Origin of the sequence: Amycolatopsis jejuensis, from assembly GCF_000717335.1 — a bacterium.
Classification (GTDB): domain Bacteria; phylum Actinomycetota; class Actinomycetes; order Mycobacteriales; family Pseudonocardiaceae; genus Amycolatopsis; species Amycolatopsis jejuensis.
The window spans coordinates 1-20,611 of record NZ_JNYZ01000033.1 but is presented as its reverse complement, the minus strand read 5'-3'; the positions used below and the strand labels follow the sequence as shown (position 1 = coordinate 20,611).

Below are 20,611 nucleotides of genomic sequence, written 5' to 3'. Positions count from 1 at the left end.
GCCGTTGACCTGCGGAAACGTCCGTCGCAGTTGATCAGAAAATTTTTGGTCGTAACAGATGCGAGACATCAGTTTCTTGACGAGCATCACAGGACCGACATAGCCTCCCATCCCAAGCGAGCCCGGGAGTCCCCCGGATCCGGCGCCGGAGGTGGTCACGGATGCACGAAGTCGACGCAGTGGTGATCGGAGCGGGCCACCAGGGTCTCGTCGCCGCCACCACGCTCGCGGAGGCCGGGCTCGAGGTCCTCGTCGTGGAAGCCGAGCCGGAGATCGGCGGAGCGGTCCGCAGCGGCGAGCCGATCATCCCCGGGTACGTGCACGATCTCTTTGCCACCAACATGAATCTCTTCCTGGGATCGCCGTTTCACGCGCGGTACGGGGACGAGCTGCGCGACGGCGGGTTGCGGTTTGCCACCTCGCGACACCCGTATGCGTCCGCGTTCCCGGACGGCGCCAGCCTCCGGGTCACCTCGGATCCGGACGCCACGCTGGCGATGTGGCGGGACCACTCGGCCGCGGACGCCGAGGGCTGGCAGCGCCTGCGGGAGGTGTTCGATGCGTTCTCGTCGTGGTACCTGCCGGTCTACACCCAGCGTCAGCCGTCCCGGTCGCTGGTTTCCGCGGCGCGCACGATCCGGAGCGGCCGCAAGCACGGGTACAGCGGGGAGTGGGCGAGCCTGCTCGTCGCCAGCTCACGGACCTTGGGGGAACGCTATTTCGCTTCCCCGGAAGCGAAAGCACTCCTTGCCGCCTGGGGGATGCACCTCGACTACGCCCCCGATATCGCCGGTGGTGCGGTGTTTCCGCTCCTCGAATGCTTTCTCGACATGATCAACGGAATGTCCCTTGTGGAGGGTGGCGCCGGGCGGCTGCCGGCAGCCCTGGAACGGCTGCTCGAACGGCGTGGTGGGCAAGTTCGCACGGGAAGCGCGGTCGAGCGGTTGGAGGCGGCGGGTGCCGTCCGGGTCCATCTCGCCGACGGAACGTCCGTTCGTGCCCGCCGCGGCGTGGTGTCGACGGCTCTCGTACCCCAGCTGGCACGCATGCTCGGCCCGGCCGCCCCGGCGCCGATGGTCCGCGCGGGCCGCGACTACCGGTTCGGGCCGGGTACCTTCATGCTCCACCTTGCGCTGTCCGGGCCGGTGCCGTGGCAGGACCCGCGCCTTGCCGAGTCCGCCTACGTCCATCTCGGCGGGTACGTGGACGATATGGCGCTGGTGTACCAGCAGGCATTGAGCGGGTTGCTGCCCGAAAAGCCGCTGCTGGTGGTCGGGCAGACGAGTGTCGTCGATCCCACCCGGGTGCCGCGCGAGGGCCACCAGGTCGCCTGGATCCAGGTGCGGATGGTGCCGGGCATGATCCGCGGGGACGCGGCAGGCCGGATCGCGGCGCGGACGTGGGACGAGGCCCGCGAGCCCTTCGCGGACCGGGTGCTGGACCTGCTCGAACGGCACGCGCCGGCGGTTCGCGACGTCGTGCTCGGCGTCAGTGCCCATGCGCCGCCGGACCTCGAGCGCGCGAACCGCAATCTCGTCGGCGGCGACTCGGTCTCCGGCAGCCACCACCTCGACCAGTTCCTGCTGATGCGGCCGAGCCTCGAGCTCAGCCGGTATCGCTCCGGTGTCCCGGGGCTGTTCCTGGCCGGAGCCGGGACCTGGCCGGGCGCCGGGGTCAACGCGGTGTCCGGCGAGCTTGCCGCGAAAGCACTGCTGAAGAGCGCGCACCGACGACCTTGGACCCGATCGACCTCTGGAAAGTAACCACCTGCCGTCCCCGGCGGGCGACGCCCGGCACGGAGACCACAGGCCGACATACAGCTGAAGGAAGTGGCTATGTTCCACCTCAACGCTTCGAGATTGCGCGCGGCCACCGCAACTGCCACCGCCGGTACCGTCGCGGCGATCGTGCTGGCCGGCTGCGGCGCGGGCGAGGCCAAGGACGCCCCGTCGGCGAACGGGCAGACCACCGTCACCTTCGCCTACGTCCCGTCACCGGGGATCGCGCCGATCTTCGTCGGGATCGGCCAGGGGTACTTCCGGGAGCAGGGCATCGACCTGAAACCGGTGGTCGTCGGAGCAGGACAGCTTTCCCCGGCGATCATGAGCGGGCAGAACGATCTTTCCTTCGATGCCGTACCGGGCGTCATCGGCAGTGTCTCCAACGGGCTCCCGGTCCAGGTCGTGGCTCAGACTTCGACCAACGAAGCGGGTGCGGCCGGCGGTACCGGACGAGACCTGCTGGTACGCAAGGGAAGCGGGATCACCAAGGCAGCCGATCTGATCGGGAAGAAAGTCGGGGTACAACGTCTCGGCGCGGCCGGTGACGTCGCGCTCCAGATGCTCGCCCGGCAGCAGTCCGGCAATCCCGCGGCCAAGGTCAACGTCCTCGCGGTCCCGGTGACGTCAATGGAAACCAGCTTGCGCTCCGGTGACGTCGACGCGGTGAACGTCGCCGACCCGGACGCGACGCAGATGCGCGCGACCGGGCAGTTCGAGTCGCTGGGGGATCCGTCGCAGGCGGCATTCGGGGCAGCGCCGGACAAGGTCGTGACGGCAACGAAAATGTGGATCAAGGAACATCCCGATCTGCTCGGCAAGTTGCGCGCTGCCATCGCGAAGTCCGACGCTTACGCCCAGCGCAACCCGGATGCCGTCCGCCAAGTTCTGATCAGCGAATGGAAAACGCCCGCGGAGGTAGCCGCGCAGACTCACTGGCCTGCCTTCAGCGACGCCGTCGACGCCAAGGCCACGCAGTCGATTGCCGACGCCATGCACGATCTCGGGCTGATCAAGCAACCGGTCGACGCCACCGCGCTGTTCCCGGCAGGCAAGTCATGAGCCGCGGGGTACTCGCGGTACGGGCTCGACGGCCGAAGACGATCAACGGCGTCTCGGCGCTTCCCGGCCAGCTGGCCGTGGTGGGTGCGGTGCTGCTGCTCTGGCAGATCCTCAGCATGACCGGAGCAGGCGGCAACACGCTGCCGGGTGTCGGCCAGGTGGCCGGGGAACTCCTCGGGCTGCTCGGGGACCCGTCGACCTGGGGGGCCATCGGGGACACGTTCTCCGGCGAGCTCGCGTCGCTGGCGATGGCGATCGTCATCGCGGTCCCGCTCGGCATCGGGATCGGCCGGTCGGACTTCTGGTACCGGAGCACCCGCCTGCTGGTGGACTTCAAACGTTCGGTGCCGGGGCTGGCCCTGCTTCCGCTGGCCAGCCTGCTTTTCGGCACCCGGTTGCCGACCGAGCTCCTCATCGTCGTCCCGACCTGTGTCTTCCCGATCCTGCTGCAGATGGTCTACGGCGCCCGCGACATCGACCCGCTGCTGATGGACATGGCCAGGATGTACCGCCTCGGCCGGATCACCAGGTTCGTCCGCATCACCTTGGCCAGCTGCGCAAGCTATCTCGCGACCGGGTTGCGGCTGGCCATCATCATGGGCTTCATCGCGACGGTCGGGACCGAGCTGGTGGCCGGGACGCCCGGCATCGGCTTCTCCTTGGCCAACGCCCAGGCGGTCGGCGCCACTCTTCAGGTCTACGCCTACACCGTGCTGATCTCGCTGATGGGTTTCGCGCTGACGATGGTCTTGACCACCGTCGAGCGTCTGCTGATCCCGTGGCGGGTGTCCGGAAGGAGGCAGGCATGAAGTCCGTCCGTCGCCGCCTTGCCGTACTGGGGATCGAAATCTGGCTGCCGGTCCTGCTCGTGGTTGCCTGGTGGGTTGCCTCGCGCGATTCCGAGTCGTTCTACTTCCCGCCGCTGAAGGACATCTGGGCGCGTTTCGTCGGCAACTGGATTTTCTCGGGGATTCCGGAGTTCCTGCTGCCGAGCCTCGCGAACCTCGGCATCGGGTTCGCGCTGGCCGTGGTGGCCGGGATCGTGGCGGGCCTGCTGCTCGGGCTCGTCCCGGCGCTGTACCGCCGGTGCTGGCTGCTGCTTGAGCTGTTCCGGGCGACCCCGATGATCGTGCTGGTCCCGCTGGCGATCATGTTCTTCGGGGTCGGCTCGACGGAGAAGATCATCCTGATCGCCGTCGCCAGCGTCTGGCCGATCCTGCTCGGGACCACCGACGGGCTGCGCGAGGTCGACCCGCTCGTCTCGGAGATCAGCCGGTGTTACCGGGTGCCGCTGGCCATCCGCCTGACGCGCGTCATGCTCCCGGCCGCGCTGCCGCAGATCCTCGCCGGGACGCGGGTGAGCGTCTCGATCGCGGTGTCCATGATGGTCGGCAGCGAGCTGTTCGCCTCGACCGAGGGAATCGGGTACTTCGTGCTGCGGACTCGCGAGACCTCCGCGGTCACCGATCTCTGGACCGCGATCATCCTGCTGGGCTTGCTGGGTTACCTCATCAACCTCCTCTACGGCGCAGTGGAGCACGTGCTGCTCGGCTGGCACCGCGGCCTGCGGGCAGTCGAGGCGAACGCGAAATGAGAGGACTGCACATGGTCGCGACGACCGCTGCCACCACGACCAAGCTGGTCGTGCGCGGGATCACCAAGAGCTACCTCTCCGACGGCCGGGAGCACGAGGTGCTTTCCGGCGTGGACTTCGAGGTACGGTCGGGGGAGATCGTCTGCATCGTCGGTCCGTCCGGCACCGGCAAGTCCACCCTCCTGCGGACGATCGCCGGTCTCACCACCGCGGATGCCGGGGAAGTCGTCGTCGACGGCACTGCCGTCGCGGGACCGGCGCCCGGGTGCGCGGTGGTGTTCCAGGATTACAGCCGATCTCTGCTACCGTGGTTGAAGGTCGAGCCGAACGTTGCGCTTCCCCTGCGCGGCAAGGGAATCCCGAAGGACGAGCAGCTGCGCCGGGTCCGTCGTGCGCTCGCCGACGTCGGGTTGGCCGAGGCGGGCAGGCGCTACCCGTGGCAGCTGTCCGGCGGGATGCAGCAACGGGTTTCGATCGCCCGCGCGCTGGCGTCCGAGCCGGAGCTGCTGCTGATGGACGAGCCCTTCGCGTCGGTGGACGCGCAGACGCGCAGCGATCTCGAAGACCTGGTACTGAAAATCCGCGAGGAGCGGGGCGTCACCGTCGTCCAGGTGACCCATGACATCGACGAGTCGGTGTACCTCTCGGACCGGGTCGTGGCGCTGGGCGGTACCCCGGCGAGCGTCACCGAGATCGTGGACGTCCCCCTGCCCTTCCCCCGGAACCAGCACGACACGAAAGCCGATCCGCGGTTCGCTCAGCTGCGTACCCACGTACTGGAGCGGATCCGGGGAATGTCGCCGAGCTGAGCCCCGGCGCCCCCCCCATGTCGAAGCCCGAAAAGGGCTGATACCGAAGGAGAAATCACGATGGCATCAGGTTCGCACGCGCTCGTCCTGCGCGCCGAGGAGATCGTCCCGGAGATCACTGTCGAGGATCTCGCCCGTGAGCTCGCCGCGGGCGAGACGATCCTGGTCGACGTCCGCGACGCGGAGGAGACCTGGAAGACCGGCACGATTCCGGGGGCACACAACGTTTCCCGCGGCGTCATCGAGTGGTTTGCCGACCCGGAGAGCAAGTTCCACCTCGAGTTCATGGACCCGGCCAAGCGCGTCGTGGTGTTCTCGATGGGCGGGGAGCGGTCTTCGGTGGCCGGTCTCGCGCTGATGGAGGTGCTGGGCTACACCGACGTCGCCGACCTGCGGGCCGGGCTGCGCGGCTGGCTTGCCGCGGGATACCAGGTCGCGCCGGTGGAAGGTCGTTCGGCATGAAGTACCGGCAGCTGGGATCAACGGGCGCCCGCGTCTCTTCGATCATTCTCGGATGCGGGAGCTTCGGCGGCGTGGGCGCGGACCCGCGGCTCTACGGCAAGGGCGTCGACGACGCCGAGGCGGCCCGGATCATGGACACCGCGGTCGATCTCGGGATCAACTGCTTCGACACCTCCAACAGCTACGGCGGCGGAACGAGCGAGGCCGCGGTCGGGGCCTGGCTGAAGAAGAAGGGTTCCGCGGCACGGGACCAGCTCGTCCTCTCGACCAAGGTGCACCATCCGGTCGGCGACGGCCCCAACGACTACGGCCTGTCCCGGCGGCACATCATGCAGCAGATCGAGGTGAGCCTGCGCCGCCTCAACGTCGACCACGTCGACATGTACCTGCCGCATGCGGTCGACATGACCACGCCCCTGGAGGAAACGCTCGAAGCGCTGAACGACCTGGTGGTCGCGGGCAAAGTCCGGTACCTCGGCGCCTCCGGGTTCCCGGCCTGGATGATGACGAAAGCCCTGTGGCTGTCGGACAAGTACCACCTGCATCGCTTCCAGTGGATCCAGGACTCCTACAGCCTGATGGACCGCAACCTGGACGCGGAGATGCTCCCGCTCTGCGAGGACCAGGGGCTGGCGATCACCGCGTACAGCCCGCTCGCGGCCGGGATCCTGTCCGGCAAGTACCGCAAGGGGCTCGAACCACCGGCGGGTTCGCGGGTCGAGATGTCGCCGCACATCTACGGCCGGATGCTCGGCGACGAGGCGTACGTCGACCTCGATCTGCTCCAGCGGTTCGCGGAGAAGAAGGGGGTCAGCATGCCCGCCGTCGCGGTCGGCTGGCTGCTGGCGCTGCCGTACACCATGTTGCCGATCATCGGCCCGCGCCGTCCGGGCCACCTGGACCTCGTTCCGGAAGCACTCGATCTCGAGCTGACCGACGAGGACATGACCGAACTCGGTGCGTTGTTCGCGACCAGCCGCGGAGTTCCGCGGCGGTGGCATCGGCCGGTGGGTAGCCGATGATCGTCACCAAGTACACGCATGCCTGCGTACGCATCGACGACGGTGACCGTTCCGTGGTCATCGATCCGGGTATCTGGTCGGAACTCGGCGAAGCGCTGGATTCCGTCCGGGGAGTGCTGGTCACGCACGAGCATCCGGACCACGTCGATGTGGCCGGGATCAAGGCAGCCGGGCTGCGCAACCCGGATTTGCGGGTCTGGGCACCGGAATCGGTCGCGGCGGCGCTGTCCGACCTTGGCGACCGGGCGACCGTCGTGACCGCGGGCGAGACATTCGAGGCGGGCGGCTTCACCGTGGAAACCTTTGGCGGGCAACACGCAGTCGTGCATCCGTCGATTCCCGTCATCGACAACGTCGGGTACTTCGTCGAGGGCGTGTACCACCCGGGCGATTCGTTCGCGGTACCGAACCGGCCCGTGCGGGTGCTCGCGGTGCCGCTGCACGCGCCCTGGTCGACGACGGGCGCGGTGGTCGACTTCACCGTCGCCGTTCGTGCGCCCGTGGCCTTCCAGATCCACGAGTGCCTGCTGTCGGACTTCGGGCGTGATTTCTGCGAGCAGCACGTGGCCGAGGCGAGTGCGCCGTTCGGGGTGGATTTCCGGCACGTGGACCCGGGTACGGCCGTCGAAGTGGCGTGAATTCCGCAGGTCCCTGAGGTTTGATCGGAGAAACAATGGCCGAACGGTCCTTCGTCGCCGAGGTCGAGAAGCTGCGGCACGGAGCCGGTACGACGCTGCAGGTGGAGGGCATCCTCGCGGTGACCAAGGCGTTGCTGCAATCCGGCGTCGCCTATGTCGGCGGATACCAGGGTGCGCCGATCTCCCATCTGATGGACGTACTCGGGGATGCGCACGAGATTCTCGACGAGCTCGGGGTCCACTTCGAGAACAGTGCGTCGGAGGCGACTGCCGCGGCGATGCTGGCCGCATCGGTGCATCAGCCCTTGCGGGGCGCGGTGACGTTCAAGTCGCCGGTAGGCACCAACGTCGCATCCGACGCGCTGGCGAACCTTTCCAGCGGCGGCGTCACCGGCGGCACGCTCGTGATCCTCGGTGAGGATTACGGCGAGGGGTCCAGCATCATGCAGGAGCGCTCGCACGCGTTCGCGATGAAGTCGCAGATGTGGCTGCTCGACCCCCGGCCCGACCTCACCGCGATCGTCGACGCGGTCGAGGCGGGGTTCGAGCTGTCGGAGGCGAGCAATACGCCGGTGTTCCTGGAGCTGCGGCTGCGGTCGTGCCATCTTCACGGTTCCTTCGTGGCCAAGGACAACCGGCGCCCGCCGCTGACGGTGGCGGAGGCGGCGGGCAACCCGGTGCGGGCAGTCGACCGGATCGTGCTGCCGCCTGCCTCGTTCCTGCACGAACGGGAGAAACTGGAGCATCGATGGCCGGCCGCGGTCCGGTACATCACCGAACACGGGCTCAACGAGGTGTTCGGCAACGGGCTGGCCGACGTCGGGATCGTCGTCCAGGGCGGGCTGTACAACACGCTGAACCGCTCGCTGGAACTGCTCGGCTGTTCCGATCCGTTCGGCCGCACCCGGATCCCGCTCTACGTCATGAACGTCACCTATCCCGTGGCCGACCAGGAGATCATCGACTTCTGCCGGGACAAGCGGGCCGTGCTGATGGTCGAGGAGGGACAACCGGACTACCTGGAACAGAACCTGCACGCCATCCTTCGCCGCGCCGAGGTACCCACCACCTTGCACGGCAAAGACTTCCTGCCCGCCGGGGGCGAGTACACCTCGCTGGCCGTAACGCGGGGCCTGCACGCCTTCCTGCGTCGCTACCTTGCAGACGCCGTCACCGCCGAACCGGCGCTGCTGCTCGCCGACGACGACCCCCGCAGCCCGTTCGCGACCCCGGTTGCCGAGCACAGCGTCCGGGCGCGCCCGCCCGGCCTGTGCACCGGCTGCCCGGAGCGGCCGATCTTCAGCGGGCTGAAGCTGGCCGAGCGGGAGACCGGCAAGCACCACGTGAGCGCGGACATCGGCTGTCACCTGTTCGCGATCAACGCGCCGTTCGACCTCGGGGCGACCACCATGGGGTACGGCCTCGGTTCCGCGGGTGCGGCCGCGCTGAGCTCGGCGGAGTCCGATCGGCGCACGATCGCGATGATGGGTGACGGCGGCTTCTGGCACAACGGCTTGACGAGCGGGGTCGGCAATGCCGTGTTCAACAAGAACGATCAGCTGCTCGTCGTGGTGGACAACGGGTATGCGGCCGCGACCGGCGGACAGGACGTGGCGTCGTCGCAGGCGGCGAGTCCCACCAGGTCGACCCGCCATCCGATTGAGAAGGCGGTCCGCGGGGTGGGCGTCGAGTGGGCGCGCACGGTCGACGACACCTACGACGTCGCCGCGGTGAAGGACGCCTTCGTCGAAGCGCTGACCGATACGGAAGCCGGGCCGAAGGTCCTCGTGATGCAGAGCGAGTGCCAGCTGAACCGGCAGCGGCGGGTGAAGCCGGAGCGGGCGAAGGCAGTGCGGGACGGGAAACGCGTCGTCCGCGAGCGGTTCGGGGTCGACCCGGAGACGTGTACCGGCGACCACGCCTGTATCCGGATTTCCGGTTGCCCGTCGCTGACCATCGCCGACAACCCGGACCCGATGCGCACCGATCCCATCGCCACCGTTCTGGACAGCTGCGTGGGTTGCGGGGTCTGCGGCGCGAACGCGCACGCAGCGGTGCTGTGCCCGTCGTTCTACCGCACGGATGTCGTGCACAACCCGACGCGCTGGGACCGGTTCCTCGCCAAAGCACGTGCTTGGTGGATCAGGGTCGCGGGTCGTGGCATCGAGCGTCGCGCGGCCCGGTTCGAGGTGGTGGCATGACCGGTCCGTCGTGGTACTCCGGACATCGTCCGCTGACGCTGGCGATCCTCGCGATGGGCGGGGAGGGCGGCGGTGTCCTCGCCGACTGGATCGTGGCGCTCGCCGAGCGCGCGGGGCACCGCGCGCAGAGCACGTCGGTTGCCGGGGTCGCTCAGCGCACCGGGGCGACGGTCTACTACGTGGAGCTCTTTCCGCCCACCGGACCCGGTGACGGCCCGGCTGACCAGGGCCGTAGCGCGCCGGTGCTCAGCCTGTTCCCGACCCCCGGCGAGGTCGACGTCGTCCTCGCGTCGGAGTTGATGGAGGGTGGCCGGGCGGTGCAGCGGGGATTCTCGACCCCGTCCCGCACCACGCTGATCACGTCGACCCATCGCGTGTACGCCATCGACGAGAAGATGTCCCTCGGCGACGGCCGGGTCGACAGCGCAGCACTGCTCGACGCGGTCCGCCGGGGCTCGAAGCGCCTCGTTGCCGCGGACTTCTCGCAGATCGCCGAGCAGGCGCACAGCGTGATCAGTGCGGCCTTGTTCGGGGCGTTGGCGGGTTCGGGCGCGCTGCCTTTCGCGCGGGACGAGTTCGAGCAGCAGATCCGCGAGTTCGGCAAGGGGGTGGCACCCTCACTGCAGGCGTTCGCCGGTGGATTTGCCGCGGCTGAACCGCCTCGGTCCGTTGTGGACATCTCGATCGGACCGCGGCCGCGTACTGCCGAGGAGGTGAAGGCCGAGGAGGAACTGCGTCGTAACAAGATCGCTGCAACCGACCCCGGCACGCTGGTGGGTACGGCGCTTCGGCCGCTGGCGCAGCGCGCGCTCGATTTCCCGGGCGCCGCGCGGTCGATGTTGCTGCACGGCTTGCTGCGGACGGGTCTGTATCAGGACGTCGGTTACGCCGAACGGTACCTCGACCGAGTGGCGCGGCTGGCCGAGCTGGACCCGGACGTCGACGGCGCCGCAACGCTGACCACCGAGGCGGCCCGGAATGTGGCGCTGTGGATGTGTTACCAGGACACGGTTCACGTTGCGCACCAGAAGGTCCGGTCGGGGCGGATGGCCCGCGTCCGGAGGGAGGCGGGTGCCGAGCCCGGTCAGCTCGTGCAGGTCCGGGAGTACCTGCACCCGCAGATCGACGAGATCACCGACACCCTGCCGACCCGGATGGGTGCGGCGCTGCGGCAATGGCGGCCGCTCCAGCGGGTCGTGCGGACGGTCACCGGCAAGGGCATGGTGCTCAACACGAGCTCGATCGTCGGCTACACGATGCTGGCGACCATGGCGCGAATGCGTCCGCTACGACCCCGTTCCCTGAGGTTCGGCCGGGAACAAGCCGCGATCGAGGAGTGGCTGGATACCGCGTGCGCCTGCGAGCCTGAGCTGGCTTGCGAGATCCTCCGCTGCCAAGGCGTTTTGAAAGGCTATGGCGCCACATACGAGCATGGCAGCGGCAGTTTCATGAAACTCATGAGTGCCGCCCGCGTGCTGCGTGGATCTGCTGAAGCTGCGCAAACCTTGGCCGACCTCCGTCGTGCCGCACTGTCCGATGAGGACGGTGCCGCCCTCGATGCCCGCCTGGCCGAAGCCGCGCTGACCCTCTGACCTACCGGGAGCCATCATGTCCGTCCTCAGTGCACTCCTCGACGCCACCCGCTCCGGCGCGGTGGAGATCGTCGACCTGACCACCCCGTTGCAGTCCTCGACCCCGATCCTGGAGCTGCCCGAGCCCTTCGCCAACACCAGCCGGTTCCGCCTGGAGGAACTGAGCCGTTACGACGACCGCGGCCCCGCCTGGTACTGGAACGACATCCACACCGGCGAGCACACGGGAACGCACCTCGACGCCCCCGTGCACTGGGTCACCGGCAAGGACGGCTTGGACGTCTCCCAGGCCCCACTGTCCACTTTGGTCAGCTCGGCGGTGGTGCTCGACCTGAGCGCCGAGGTCGCCGAGAACCCGGACTTCGTACTGGAGGTCGAGCACGTCCGCGCCTGGCAGGCGGAACACGGCCCGCTGCCCGAAGGCGGATGGCTGCTGTACCGCACCGGCTGGGACGCCCGCGGAGACGACGCCGCCGGGCCCCACACTCCCGGGGTATCGGCCGATTGCGCCCAGTGGCTGGCCGAAGAATCGCCGATCGCGGGGCTCGGCGTGGAAACGGTGGGCACGGACGCGGGTGCGGCGCCGGGGTTCACGCCACCGTTCCCTTGCCACAGCTTCCTGCTGGGTGCTGGGAAATGGGGTCTGACCAGCTTGCGCAACATCACCCGGCTGCCGCCGACGGGGAGCGTGCTGGTCGTCTGCCCCCTGCCGATCGTGGACGGCTCCGGCAGCCCGGCGCGGGTACTCGCACTGGTCGAACGGTAGCCCGGGGTAGCCGGAGCTCGTCAGGAAAGCGTTCGCGGGAGGAAGCCGGCGTGCCTGGCGGTACCGGCGACGCGGCCCAGGTCAGCCGACCTGGGCCGCCGCCAGTTCTTCGCGGAACGTCCGGGGACGACGGCCGAGCAGTTTCTCGAGAGTCGGGTCGATGGCTGAGAACTCCCCGGCCCGGCTGGCCGCGAACATCCCGAGACCCATGGCGATTTGCTCCTCGGGAAGGTGGTTTTCCCGTCCGGCACCGGCGAATTGCTCGTCACTGATCACCGTGCGGCTGACCTTGCGCCCGGTGACGTCGGAGGCGATCGCCGCGAGGTCTTCGAAGGTGAGCGTCTCGGACGCGGTGAGCGGGGGCGTGATGCCGTCCAGCCGCCCTTCTTCGGTGAGCGCGATGACCGCCGCCTGCGCGAGGTCGGCGTGCGCGGTCCAGTTCACCGGGCCGTCCTGGGGGAGCGGAAGCGCGCCGCTTTGCAGGCCGCGGCCGAGGAACTGGAGCGCGCTTGCCACGTAGAACCCGTTGCGGAGCGACGTAAAGGGTACGCCGGTCTCCTGAAGCGCGGCTTCGGCGGCCGCGTGGTCGATCATCGGCGCGAACGCCGAGTGCGGGCTCGCCGCCATCTGGCTCGTGTAGAGGATGCGCCCGGCACCGGCCGCCACGGCGGCGTCGATTGCGGTGCGGTGGTGCTGGACGGCGGCGTCTCCGGCGGTGTTGCTCGAAATGATCAGCACCTGGGAGGCGCCCTCGAAAGCCTTCCGAAGGCTTGCCGGGTCGGCGAAACTGCCTTGCCGGACCCGCACTCCGCGGTCGGCGAACGCCTGTGCCTTCGCCGGATCGCGGACGCTGACCCCGATCTGCCCGGCAGGCACGGTCGCCAGCAGCCCTTCGACGACGAGCCGTCCGAGCTGCCCCGTTGCTCCGGTCACGATGATCACGATGTGGTGCCCCTGTTCGCTGTTTCCAGTGTTACCTCGACTATGTTAGCACAGATATTATCACTGGAAACGGATATGCGTTATCGTTGATTCATGAACACCGCGGACAAGGCCAGGGAAGTGATCGTCAAGGCGGCCACCGGTCTCCTCGCGAGCAGCGGGCCGGACGCCGTGACCACGCGGTCGGTCGCGATCGCCGCCGGGGTGCAGGCGCCGGCCATCTACCGGCTGTTCGGGGACAAGAACGGGCTGCTCTCCGCGGTCGTGGAAGCCGGGATCGGCGAGTACCTGGCGGCGGCACCGGCCGGGCACGCATGCGCGGACCCGGTCGACGATCTCCGCGCCGGCTGGGACCTCGCGGTGGAGTTCGGGCTGGGCAACCCGGCGCTGTACACGCTGGCCTACGGCGGACCAGGCGACCTCACGTCGGCCGCCTTCAGCGCGAGCATGGAAATGCTGATGCGGCGGGTCCGGCGGCTTGCCGCGGGCGGCCTGCTGGCCGTCGACGAGGGCCTCGCCGTCCTGATCATCCACGCCACCGCCCGCGGTGCCGTGCTCACTGCCCTGTCCATTCCGGCGGGGCTGCGCGATCCGGCGCTGCTGACGACCATGCGCGAGGCCATGATCGCCGCGGTCACCAACCGCCGTCCGGCGGTGCCGCAATCCGGTCCCGCCGGAGCGGCCCGCGCACTGCGCGCTTCCCTTGCCGGCCAAACCACCCTGACCGCCGCCGAAGTACGTCTGCTCAGGCAGTGGCTCGACCGCCTCACTGCCCGGACTGGTGCCGAGGGTAGCGACTGAGCCATGCCAGACGAAATCGAAGACGTTCGGCTGTCCGGGTTGCGCATCACCGTCGCGCACGCGTCGACCGGCGTGCTCCGGTACCCGACGATCATGGGACTCAACCAGCCGATGCGGGAATTCGCCAAGCGGTTTTGTGGCGGCGGGGCGGACGGCCGTCGTCTGGGATCCGTACAACGGCGAGGATTTCGCCGGGCCACCGCTGGCGGCAAGCCGCCGCACTGGCCCGCCACTGGACCGGTCGCGCTGACGCAACTGACCGCGACCCGCGTCGAGGCGGGTACCGCCGTCCTGCTCACCGGAATGTCCGGGGCGCTGGCATCCACCTTGGCGAGCCTGGCCATCGCGCGCGGCGCCGAAGTGGTGGGCCTGAGCCGCCGCCCGGACAAGATCGACCCGGCACTGGGCGGCACCGTCCCCGACCTCCGCGATCACCGAAGCCACCCACGGCGGCCCGCAGGTGGTGATCGACAACATCGATTTTCGAGACGTACTACCCGATCCTGCCGATCGGCGCACGGGTGGTGTCCGGCGCGCTGGACGCCGCCGGTCCGCGACGGCTCCGGATCCCGCACCCCCTGCTGCACGAGTACCCACTGGAGCGAGCCGCGGAGGTCCACGAGGCGGTCGCCCGCAATACCACTGCCGTGCGGGTGTGGCCGGACTGACCTGCCCGTCAGCTACGCGGGCCGCCGGGGACATCCCAGGTGGTCCAGCGGAAGGGGACGCCCTGGGTGGTCGCCGGGTCGGTGATCAGGGTGTGGTCGTCGCGGGTGATGGTGGCGATTTCCTTGCTGTCGAAGTACTCCTTCGTCGCGTCGAGGTCTTGGACGCGGAATGCCGCCGCGTGGTGGATTTCGCCGTTTGCGGACAGGTCTGCCGCGGCGATCGTGCTGTCGGTGTTCGGGGTGGACAGTTGCACGACCGTGTCGCCCAGCTGCACGTAGACGTCGTCCGTTCCGGTCAGTTCCGACGAATCCTTGTGCAGCAACGTGCCGCCGAGGATGCCGGTGTACACGTGAGTGGCCCGTTCGAGGTCGCGGGTCAGGATCGTGGTGTACGCGAGCCCGGGCGTCTGCACCGGGTGGTTTTCCAGCCACCACCGGGAATCGTACCCGGAGCCGTTCAGCCGGGGGTCCTTGCGATCCATGGTTCCGGCCGGGTTGAAGAACTCCAGCTGGGTGATCGTGTCCTTCGGATGGGTCATGATCGCGGACCCCGGGGCGGGGCGGGTTTCGGTGAGCCGGCCGCCTTCGACGAAGACGCGGATGCCGTGGTCGGTGCAGCGCTGCCAGATTTCCCCGGCGTCGTCGGTGTACCAGGCCACGGAGTGCCAGTGCGTGCCGAACCGCCGGTGGAACCGGCCGAGCGGCATGGTTTCCCAGCCCGCCACCCGGAAAGCGGGCGCGAGTGGTTCGAGGACCGTATCGCCCAGTAGCACGAGTGACGCGTCGCGTTTCTCGCCCGCCATGTAGTGGTGGTCCAGGAAACCTCGGCGGACCTGGAAAACCTCGTCGTACCACGCCTCCAGGGCGGGCAGATCGCCGGTCAGATGGATGAGGTGGAACAGTTTCCCGATCGCCATCGGCTGTCCTTTGCTGGTGAGGTGGCCGATCAGTTGTATCATTTTAAAACTGTCGTATCCAGCTCGTGTGCAAGCGAAGGGATCTTTCGATGAAGACCGGCTCGGGCGACGCGGTACTCGTGACGGAGCCCGGCACCGGGGTGCGGCTGATCACGCTGAACCAGCCGAAGGTCCGCAATGCCATGACGGCGGAGATGACCGCGGCGTGGGACGACGCGATGAAAGCCGTGGCTGAAGACCGCGAGGTCCGGGCCGTGGTCGTGACCGGCGCCGGTAGCTCGTTCTGTGCGGGCGCGGACATGTCCTGGCTCGACCAGGGCGCCGCCGAGGACATCACCACCGACCGGCTCCGGGACCGGATGCTTCCGTTCTACCGCAGCTGGCTGCGCCCGCGGGAGCTGCCGGTACCGGTGATCGCCGCGGTCAACGGCCCGGCCGTCGGCGCGGGTGTCTGCCTCGCGCTGGCCTGTGACCTGCGGTTCGCCGCGGCCACCGCACGGTTCAGCACCCCGTTCGTCTACCTCGGCACCCACGGCGGCATGGGCGCGACCCGCCTGCTCCCCGAGGCGATCGGCCTCCCGCGCGCCCGGGAGATGCTCTACACCGGCCGCGAGGTGCCCGCGGACGAAGCGCATCACTGGGGACTCGTCGCGGACGTCCATGACGACGTGCTGGCAGCCGCTCTCGAAACCGCCGCGCAGATCGCAAAAGCAGCGCCGATCGCGGTACGGCTGACCAAGTCCGGGCTCGAACAGTCCGCTGCCGGGCTCGAAGCGTCGATCCAGTGGGAAGCACTGGCCCAGCCGGTCACCATGACCACGGCCGACCTGCACGAGGGCGTCGAAGCGTTCCGCCGCCGCCGGGCGCCCCGGTTCCGGGGCCGCTGACCGGATCGGCGCTCGACGGAAGCGGCACGGCCGGTTTAGACTTCCCGTCGTCCGATAAATTTAAAAATATGGACGGGTGATGATGGGACGCGGAGACGGCAGCACGCTCTTCATCGGCGGGCGCTGGGACAAGGCGGACGAGGGCCGATCGTTCCCGGTCACGGACCCGAGCAGCGGCGCGGAGATCGGTCATGCAGCCGACGGCGGCGCTTCCGACGCGCAGCGGGCCGTCGAAGCTGCCGAAGCCGCGTTCCCGGAGTGGAGCGGGCAGACCGCGTACCGGCGGGCCGAGGTGCTCCAGGCGGCGCACGCGCTGATGCTGGAACGCCAGGAGGAACTGGCCGCGCTGATGACCCTGGAACAGGGCAAGCCGCTCAAGGCCGCCCGCACGGAGGTGCGGTACGCCGCGGATTTCCTGCTCTGGTTCGCGGAGGAGGCCAAACGCGTCTACGGCAGCACGGTCCCGTCCGCCCGCGCGGACCAGCGGTTCCTGGTGATGCGCCAGCCGGTGGGGGTGGTCGCGGCCATCACACCGTGGAACTACCCGATCTCCATGCTCACCCGGAAGCTCGCGCCGGCCATTGCGGCCGGCTGCACGACCGTTCTCAAACCGGCAGAGCAGACGCCGCTGTGTGCGGCAGCGGTGTTCGAGATCTTCGAGGAGGCCGGTCTCCCGGCAGGCGTGGCGAACCTCGTCACCACCAGCCGCCCGGAGGAGACCGGGCAGGTCTTCCTCGGTTCGCCGGTCGTCCGGAAGCTCACGTTCACCGGCTCGACCGAGGTCGGCACACTGCTCGCCGGACAGGCCGCGGCCACGATGAAACGGCTGTCGATGGAACTGGGCGGGCACGCGCCGTTCCTCGTGTTCGAGGACGCCGACCCGGTGCACGCGGCCAAGGGCGCGACGCTGGTCAAGCTGCTCAACGCCGGTCAGGCCTGCATCAGCCCGAACCGGATCTACGTCCACCGCTCGATCATGGAACCGTTCGCGGCGGCGATGACCGACCGGTGCGAGCGGCTGCGGGTCGGCCCCGGCAGTTCCGGCGCGGACGTCGGGCCGCTCGTCGACACCGCGGCGCTGGAGAAGGTCCGCCGCCAGGTCGACGACGCGGTGTCGAAGGGCGCGCGCCTGCTCACCGGCGGCGAGCGGCTGGTCGAAGACGGGCTCGGGGACGGCAGCTTCTTCGCCCCGACCGTCCTTGCCGACGTGGACGCTTCGATGCAGATCTACCGCGAGGAGACGTTCGGCCCGGTCGCGGCCTTGATCCCGTTCGACGACGAGGACGAGGTGCTCCGGATGGCCAACGACACCGAGTACGGCCTCGCGTCGTACCTCTACACCCGCGACCTCGGCCGTGCGGTGCGGGTCGCCGAGGCGCTGCGGTTCGGGATCGTCGGGATCAACGACATCAACCCGACCTCGGCCGCGGCCCCGTTCGGCGGCGTCGGGCTCAGCGGCCTCGGCCGCGAGGGCGGCGCGCAGGGCATCGACGAGTACCTCGACGTCAAGCTCGTCGGCCTCGCCCTGCGGTGACCGCTACCAGGTGAGCAAGGTCGCCGATCGCGGTGCGGTTTCGGCTTTTGCTTTCCGGCGGGGAGCGGGGGAAATGTCCTCGTCTTCCGCCGGGACGATTTCCTGCAGGTCGCCGATCAGGTGCCGGAGGGCGTCAGCGCGGAGCGTGTAGTAGTAGTTGCGGCCGCGCTTGTGCACGTCGAGCAGCCCGGCCTGGCTGAGGATCTTCGTGTGGTAGGAGATGGTCGGCTTCGAAACCGGGAGCGTGTCCTCCAGCAGGCTGCAGGGGACCTCGTCCTGCTGGGCCAGCTGCTGCACGATGTTCCATCGGATGGGGTCGCCCAGCGCCTTGAACACCTCGGGCGCAGCCGCTGCTTTGCCGGACACAGTGCCTCCTGACCGTGCGAAGTCCGTCGATTCCGCACTTGCCCAATCTAGTCCATCCACACTTCGATGATTTTAGAACTATTGACGTAAAAGGGCAAGCCGCCGTGCCGCTGACCGGAAAAGTGCCCCTGCCGGGCGGAGGTTCCGCCGATACTGCGGGCAGGGAACCGCGAAACCCGGTCCCGGACGACGAGGGAGGGCGATGACCGACGGAAAGTCCGCGTCCCGATCCGTCGAAGTGTGCGTGCAGCCTGCGGGAATCGAGCTGACGGTCGCCGGAGGGGAGACGTTGTTCGCCGCGGCCCGGCGGGCCGGAGTGGACTGGCCGACCGTGTGTTTCGGCCAGGGCAACTGCACTCGCTGCCGGTGCCGGATCGTCAGCGGAACCGACCTGGCGCAGGAAGCGGGTGTGCGGGAACGCGCAAAGCTGCGTCGCGCGCCGAGTGAAGGTCCGGGCGAGCAGCGGCTGGCGTGCCAGCTGCGCTTCCATCGCGCGGGGAGGGTGGTCGTCGAGGCCCCGCTCGTCGTCCGGGGGCCCGGTCCGGAAGAGCCCGAGTTCATTGTGTGGTGAGGGAAAGGATACCGGCGTGCGTGACGGAGCGAACCCGCAGCAAGTGTTGTGGGAACTGGCGAACCGCTATTCGGATGCGGTCACGCGCAAGGACGCGGAGGCCGCGAGCCGCCTGTGGGCTGTTGCCGGTACCTGGGAAATCGGCGCGCCGTTCAGTGTGCTCGCCACCGGACCGGAGGAAATCGCGGCAACGCTCGGACAACGCATTTCCCCGGCCGTTTTCATGCTGCAGAGCCCGGGGGCGGCCGTGGTCACCGATGCCGGGCCGGAGCGGATCGAAGGCCGGGTGCACACCCAGGAAATCGCCCATTTCGCGGACCGCACGGCGACGATCATCGGCTGCTACGACGACGTGGTGATCCAGGACGAGGGCGAATGGCGTTATGCGAGCCGGCGGTTCACCGTCACCGCAGTGGATTCGTCGCCGAAAGCGTGGACGGCGGTGGCCGGCGCTTCGTCCGGCACCGACTGACAACCGAGGGAGTTCCTCATGACCGAGCTGCCGACGTCCGAACCTGCGGTGACCGAAGAAGTCCCGTACGCCATCACGGACCCGTGCTACATCCCGGCGGAGCGTTACTTCTCGCCCGAGTTCTACCAGCTGGAGAAGGAGCGGCTGTGGTCCCGGACCTGGCAGATGGCGGCGCGGCTGGAGGAAATCCCCGAGATCGGCGATTTCGTCGAGTACCGGATCTGTGACGAGACCGTGCTCGTGGTCCGCACCGGCGAACACGAGGTCAAGGCCTTCGTCAACGCCTGCCGCCATCGCGCGACCCAGCTGGCGACCGGCACCGGCACGTTCGCCGCGGGCGAGATCGTCTGCCCGTTCCATGGCTGGTCGTGGAATCTGCGGGGCGAAAGCTCGTACATCTACGGCGACCACGCATTCCGGGCGGACTGCATGACCCCGGAGAAACTGCGCCTCCGAGAGTGCAAAGTGGACTTCTGGGGCGGCTGCGTCTTCATCAATTTCGACCTGGCGGCGCGGCCGCTGGCGGATGCTCTCGAACCGATGCCCTCGCTCCTCGACCCGATGAGCGTCGAGGACATGAAGGTGACCTGGTGGCGGGCGATCGAGGTGGAGGCGAACTGGAAGATCGCGCTGGAAGCCTTCATGGAGGGCTACCACGTGATGCAGACGCACCCGCAGCTCAGCTTCTGGATGGGCCGGAAGTTCAGCTCGGATTTCCAGACGTATCACCACGAGAAGAACGGGCATTCCTGGGTCCAGCGCTCGCCGCAGTACCGGGCGCTGATGCTGGCGGCGCTGGCGAAGTCGGCCGCCGCCGACGGCGCGTCGGCGGCCGAGATGACCAAGACCCAGCGGGACCAGCTCCGGGCCAGCAACGCGAACCTGCTCGACGGCCTGTGGGCGATGGTCGAGCAGAAGGACCAGGACGTGCTCGACGCGATGGGCGACGTAGAGGTACCGGCCGGGCAGACCTTCGCCGATCTCTACGGTGATGCCATCTACGACTACGCGCTCGAGCACAACCTGCCCATGCGCCGCCCGACCCCCGACGTGAAACTGCGCTGGAGCGGGATCTTCCAGCTGTTCCCGAACACCATCATCCTCCCGCAGTACGGCAACGCGATCCAGTACCGATCGCGTCCGCTCGGACCGGACCGCTGCATTTTCGAACTGATCGGCCTGACCCTCAAACCGGACGGCGAACAGGCGGAGCGGGCAGGCCTCGAAGGAGTCTTCGCCGCCGACGACGAAGCAGCTTTCGGGCTGGTTCCCCGCCAGGACTTCGGCAACATCGAAGCGCAGCAGCGGGGCCTGCGCACCCGCAGCCACCGCGAGCAGCGGCTGTCCGACGTCTACGAGCGCGGGATCAGCAACCTGCACGAGCAGATCGACAGCTATCTGGCGACGCCGCTCTGACCGCAAACGCACGGAAGGAATCTGAATGATCGTGTCAAGCCGCAGCGGTAGTGGGTTGCGGCGCGGTCGGTGTGAACTTCCGGCCGTCGCGCAGGAGGGCCCACAGGACGTCG

The 20,611-nt window shown here is 68.6% G+C and carries 21 protein-coding genes; 18 read left to right on the top strand and 3 right to left on the bottom strand.

Features of this window, described 5'->3' with window-relative positions:
- The first annotated feature begins 161 nt into the window (after positions 1 to 161).
- The 11 genes from OO71_RS36070 (at position 162) to OO71_RS36020 (ending at position 11,924) form a co-directional block, all read left to right on the top strand.
- Positions 162 to 1,763: a phytoene desaturase family protein gene (locus OO71_RS36070; protein WP_033294501.1), complete on the top strand. Its 1,602-nt coding sequence runs from the start codon at positions 162 to 164 to the stop codon at positions 1,761 to 1,763.
- A gap of 72 nt (positions 1,764 to 1,835) precedes the next feature.
- Positions 1,836 to 2,840 carry an ABC transporter substrate-binding protein gene (locus OO71_RS36065; RefSeq protein WP_033294500.1) on the top strand — a complete coding sequence of 335 codons (1,005 nt, stop codon included), beginning with the start codon at positions 1,836 to 1,838 and terminating at the stop codon, positions 2,838 to 2,840.
- The gene (locus OO71_RS36060; RefSeq protein ID WP_051792631.1) at positions 2,837 to 3,649 is read left to right on the top strand and encodes an ABC transporter permease; all 813 of its coding nucleotides are present in this window, start codon (positions 2,837 to 2,839) and stop codon (positions 3,647 to 3,649) included. Before OO71_RS36065 ends, OO71_RS36060 begins: the two co-directional genes overlap by 4 nt.
- A complete protein-coding gene (locus OO71_RS36055; protein ID WP_033294499.1) occupies positions 3,646 to 4,434 on the top strand; it encodes an ABC transporter permease in 789 nt (262 codons plus the stop codon). Before OO71_RS36060 ends, OO71_RS36055 begins: the two co-directional genes overlap by 4 nt.
- Positions 4,435 to 4,445: 11 nt before the next feature.
- Positions 4,446 to 5,243, top strand: coding sequence for an ABC transporter ATP-binding protein (locus OO71_RS36050; protein ID WP_033294498.1), 798 nt, complete (start codon positions 4,446 to 4,448; stop codon positions 5,241 to 5,243).
- Positions 5,244 to 5,303: 60 nt separating this feature from the next.
- Positions 5,304 to 5,705, top strand: a complete 402-nt coding sequence (locus OO71_RS36045; RefSeq protein WP_033294497.1) for a rhodanese-like domain-containing protein — start codon at positions 5,304 to 5,306, stop codon at positions 5,703 to 5,705.
- Positions 5,702 to 6,727 carry an aldo/keto reductase gene (locus OO71_RS36040; RefSeq protein WP_051792630.1) on the top strand — a complete coding sequence of 342 codons (1,026 nt, stop codon included), beginning with the start codon at positions 5,702 to 5,704 and terminating at the stop codon, positions 6,725 to 6,727. The genes OO71_RS36045 and OO71_RS36040 overlap by 4 nt, the downstream gene beginning before the upstream one ends.
- Positions 6,724 to 7,365 carry an MBL fold metallo-hydrolase gene (locus tag OO71_RS36035; protein ID WP_033294496.1) on the top strand — a complete coding sequence of 214 codons (642 nt, stop codon included), beginning with the start codon at positions 6,724 to 6,726 and terminating at the stop codon, positions 7,363 to 7,365. The genes OO71_RS36040 and OO71_RS36035 overlap by 4 nt, the downstream gene beginning before the upstream one ends.
- Before the next feature lie 35 nt (positions 7,366 to 7,400).
- Positions 7,401 to 9,566 (top strand): thiamine pyrophosphate-dependent enzyme, encoded by a 2,166-nt coding sequence (locus OO71_RS36030; protein ID WP_033294495.1) that lies wholly within the window; start codon positions 7,401 to 7,403, stop codon positions 9,564 to 9,566.
- Positions 9,563 to 11,158, top strand: a complete 1,596-nt coding sequence (locus tag OO71_RS36025; protein WP_033294494.1) for an indolepyruvate oxidoreductase subunit beta family protein — start codon at positions 9,563 to 9,565, stop codon at positions 11,156 to 11,158. The genes OO71_RS36030 and OO71_RS36025 overlap by 4 nt, the downstream gene beginning before the upstream one ends.
- A 16-nt stretch (positions 11,159 to 11,174) precedes the next feature.
- A complete protein-coding gene (locus OO71_RS36020; RefSeq protein WP_033294493.1) occupies positions 11,175 to 11,924 on the top strand; it encodes a cyclase family protein in 750 nt (249 codons plus the stop codon).
- An 81-nt stretch (positions 11,925 to 12,005) separates the two neighbouring features.
- Here OO71_RS36020 and OO71_RS36015 read toward each other — a convergent pair whose 3' ends face one another.
- A complete protein-coding gene (locus OO71_RS36015; RefSeq protein ID WP_245633893.1) occupies positions 12,006 to 12,857 on the bottom strand; it encodes an NmrA family NAD(P)-binding protein in 852 nt (283 codons plus the stop codon).
- Between the two features lie 102 nt (positions 12,858 to 12,959).
- On the opposite strand from OO71_RS36015, the gene OO71_RS36010 reads away from it, so the two are divergent.
- The gene (locus OO71_RS36010) at positions 12,960 to 13,667 is read left to right on the top strand and encodes a TetR/AcrR family transcriptional regulator (protein ID WP_033294491.1); all 708 of its coding nucleotides are present in this window, start codon (positions 12,960 to 12,962) and stop codon (positions 13,665 to 13,667) included.
- Between the two features lie 524 nt (positions 13,668 to 14,191).
- Positions 14,192 to 14,335, top strand: coding sequence for a hypothetical protein (locus tag OO71_RS50570; RefSeq protein ID WP_156096736.1), 144 nt, complete (start codon positions 14,192 to 14,194; stop codon positions 14,333 to 14,335).
- An 8-nt stretch (positions 14,336 to 14,343) separates the two neighbouring features.
- On the opposite strand, the gene OO71_RS36005 is transcribed toward OO71_RS50570, so the two are convergent.
- Positions 14,344 to 15,294: a VOC family protein gene (locus OO71_RS36005; RefSeq protein ID WP_211260782.1), complete on the bottom strand. Its 951-nt coding sequence runs from the start codon at positions 15,292 to 15,294 to the stop codon at positions 14,344 to 14,346.
- A 47-nt stretch (positions 15,295 to 15,341) separates the two neighbouring features.
- Between OO71_RS36005 and OO71_RS36000 the strand changes: the two genes are divergently transcribed.
- Positions 15,342 to 16,139, top strand: coding sequence for an enoyl-CoA hydratase/isomerase family protein (locus OO71_RS36000; RefSeq protein WP_033294489.1), 798 nt, complete (start codon positions 15,342 to 15,344; stop codon positions 16,137 to 16,139).
- A 79-nt stretch (positions 16,140 to 16,218) separates the two neighbouring features.
- A complete protein-coding gene (locus tag OO71_RS35995) occupies positions 16,219 to 17,673 on the top strand; it encodes an NAD-dependent succinate-semialdehyde dehydrogenase (RefSeq protein ID WP_211260781.1) in 1,455 nt (484 codons plus the stop codon).
- A 3-nt stretch (positions 17,674 to 17,676) separates the two neighbouring features.
- On the opposite strand, the gene OO71_RS35990 is transcribed toward OO71_RS35995, so the two are convergent.
- A complete protein-coding gene (locus OO71_RS35990) occupies positions 17,677 to 18,039 on the bottom strand; it encodes an ArsR/SmtB family transcription factor (protein ID WP_051792629.1) in 363 nt (120 codons plus the stop codon).
- A gap of 202 nt (positions 18,040 to 18,241) precedes the next feature.
- Here OO71_RS35990 and OO71_RS35985 point away from each other — a divergent pair, with 202 nt between their 5' ends.
- From OO71_RS35985 to OO71_RS35975, 3 genes are read left to right on the top strand one after another with little or no spacing between them, the layout of a single operon-like run.
- Positions 18,242 to 18,610, top strand: a complete 369-nt coding sequence (locus OO71_RS35985) for a 2Fe-2S iron-sulfur cluster-binding protein (protein ID WP_051792628.1) — start codon at positions 18,242 to 18,244, stop codon at positions 18,608 to 18,610.
- A gap of 16 nt (positions 18,611 to 18,626) precedes the next feature.
- Positions 18,627 to 19,082, top strand: coding sequence for a nuclear transport factor 2 family protein (locus tag OO71_RS35980; protein WP_033294488.1), 456 nt, complete (start codon positions 18,627 to 18,629; stop codon positions 19,080 to 19,082).
- An 18-nt stretch (positions 19,083 to 19,100) separates the two neighbouring features.
- Positions 19,101 to 20,498: an aromatic ring-hydroxylating oxygenase subunit alpha gene (locus OO71_RS35975; protein WP_051792627.1), complete on the top strand. Its 1,398-nt coding sequence runs from the start codon at positions 19,101 to 19,103 to the stop codon at positions 20,496 to 20,498.
- Positions 20,499 to 20,611: the final 113 nt, after the last annotated feature.

Excerpts from the sequence above, each read along its gene's own strand:
- OO71_RS36050 (WP_033294498.1), top strand. The coding sequence starts at position 4,446 with ATGGTCGCGACGACCGCTGCCACCACGACCAAGCTGGTCGTGCGCGGG.
- OO71_RS36045 (WP_033294497.1), top strand. The coding sequence starts at position 5,304 with ATGGCATCAGGTTCGCACGCGCTCGTCCTGCGCGCCGAGGAGATCGTC.
- OO71_RS36055 (WP_033294499.1), top strand. The coding sequence starts at position 3,646 with ATGAAGTCCGTCCGTCGCCGCCTTGCCGTACTGGGGATCGAAATCTGG.
- OO71_RS36020 (WP_033294493.1), top strand. The coding sequence starts at position 11,175 with ATGTCCGTCCTCAGTGCACTCCTCGACGCCACCCGCTCCGGCGCGGTG.
- OO71_RS36070 (WP_033294501.1), top strand. The coding sequence starts at position 162 with ATGCACGAAGTCGACGCAGTGGTGATCGGAGCGGGCCACCAGGGTCTC.
- OO71_RS36060 (WP_051792631.1), top strand. The coding sequence starts at position 2,837 with ATGAGCCGCGGGGTACTCGCGGTACGGGCTCGACGGCCGAAGACGATC.
- OO71_RS36005 (WP_211260782.1), bottom strand. The coding sequence starts at position 15,294 with ATGATACAACTGATCGGCCACCTCACCAGCAAAGGACAGCCGATGGCG.
- OO71_RS36000 (WP_033294489.1), top strand. The coding sequence starts at position 15,342 with ATGAAGACCGGCTCGGGCGACGCGGTACTCGTGACGGAGCCCGGCACC.
- OO71_RS35975 (WP_051792627.1), top strand. The coding sequence starts at position 19,101 with ATGACCGAGCTGCCGACGTCCGAACCTGCGGTGACCGAAGAAGTCCCG.
- OO71_RS36025 (WP_033294494.1), top strand. The coding sequence starts at position 9,563 with ATGACCGGTCCGTCGTGGTACTCCGGACATCGTCCGCTGACGCTGGCG.
- OO71_RS35985 (WP_051792628.1), top strand. The coding sequence starts at position 18,242 with ATGACCGACGGAAAGTCCGCGTCCCGATCCGTCGAAGTGTGCGTGCAG.
- OO71_RS36030 (WP_033294495.1), top strand. The coding sequence starts at position 7,401 with ATGGCCGAACGGTCCTTCGTCGCCGAGGTCGAGAAGCTGCGGCACGGA.
- OO71_RS36065 (WP_033294500.1), top strand. The coding sequence starts at position 1,836 with ATGTTCCACCTCAACGCTTCGAGATTGCGCGCGGCCACCGCAACTGCC.
- OO71_RS36040 (WP_051792630.1), top strand. The coding sequence starts at position 5,702 with ATGAAGTACCGGCAGCTGGGATCAACGGGCGCCCGCGTCTCTTCGATC.
- OO71_RS35995 (WP_211260781.1), top strand. The coding sequence starts at position 16,219 with ATGATGGGACGCGGAGACGGCAGCACGCTCTTCATCGGCGGGCGCTGG.
- OO71_RS36035 (WP_033294496.1), top strand. The coding sequence starts at position 6,724 with ATGATCGTCACCAAGTACACGCATGCCTGCGTACGCATCGACGACGGT.
- OO71_RS36010 (WP_033294491.1), top strand. The coding sequence starts at position 12,960 with ATGAACACCGCGGACAAGGCCAGGGAAGTGATCGTCAAGGCGGCCACC.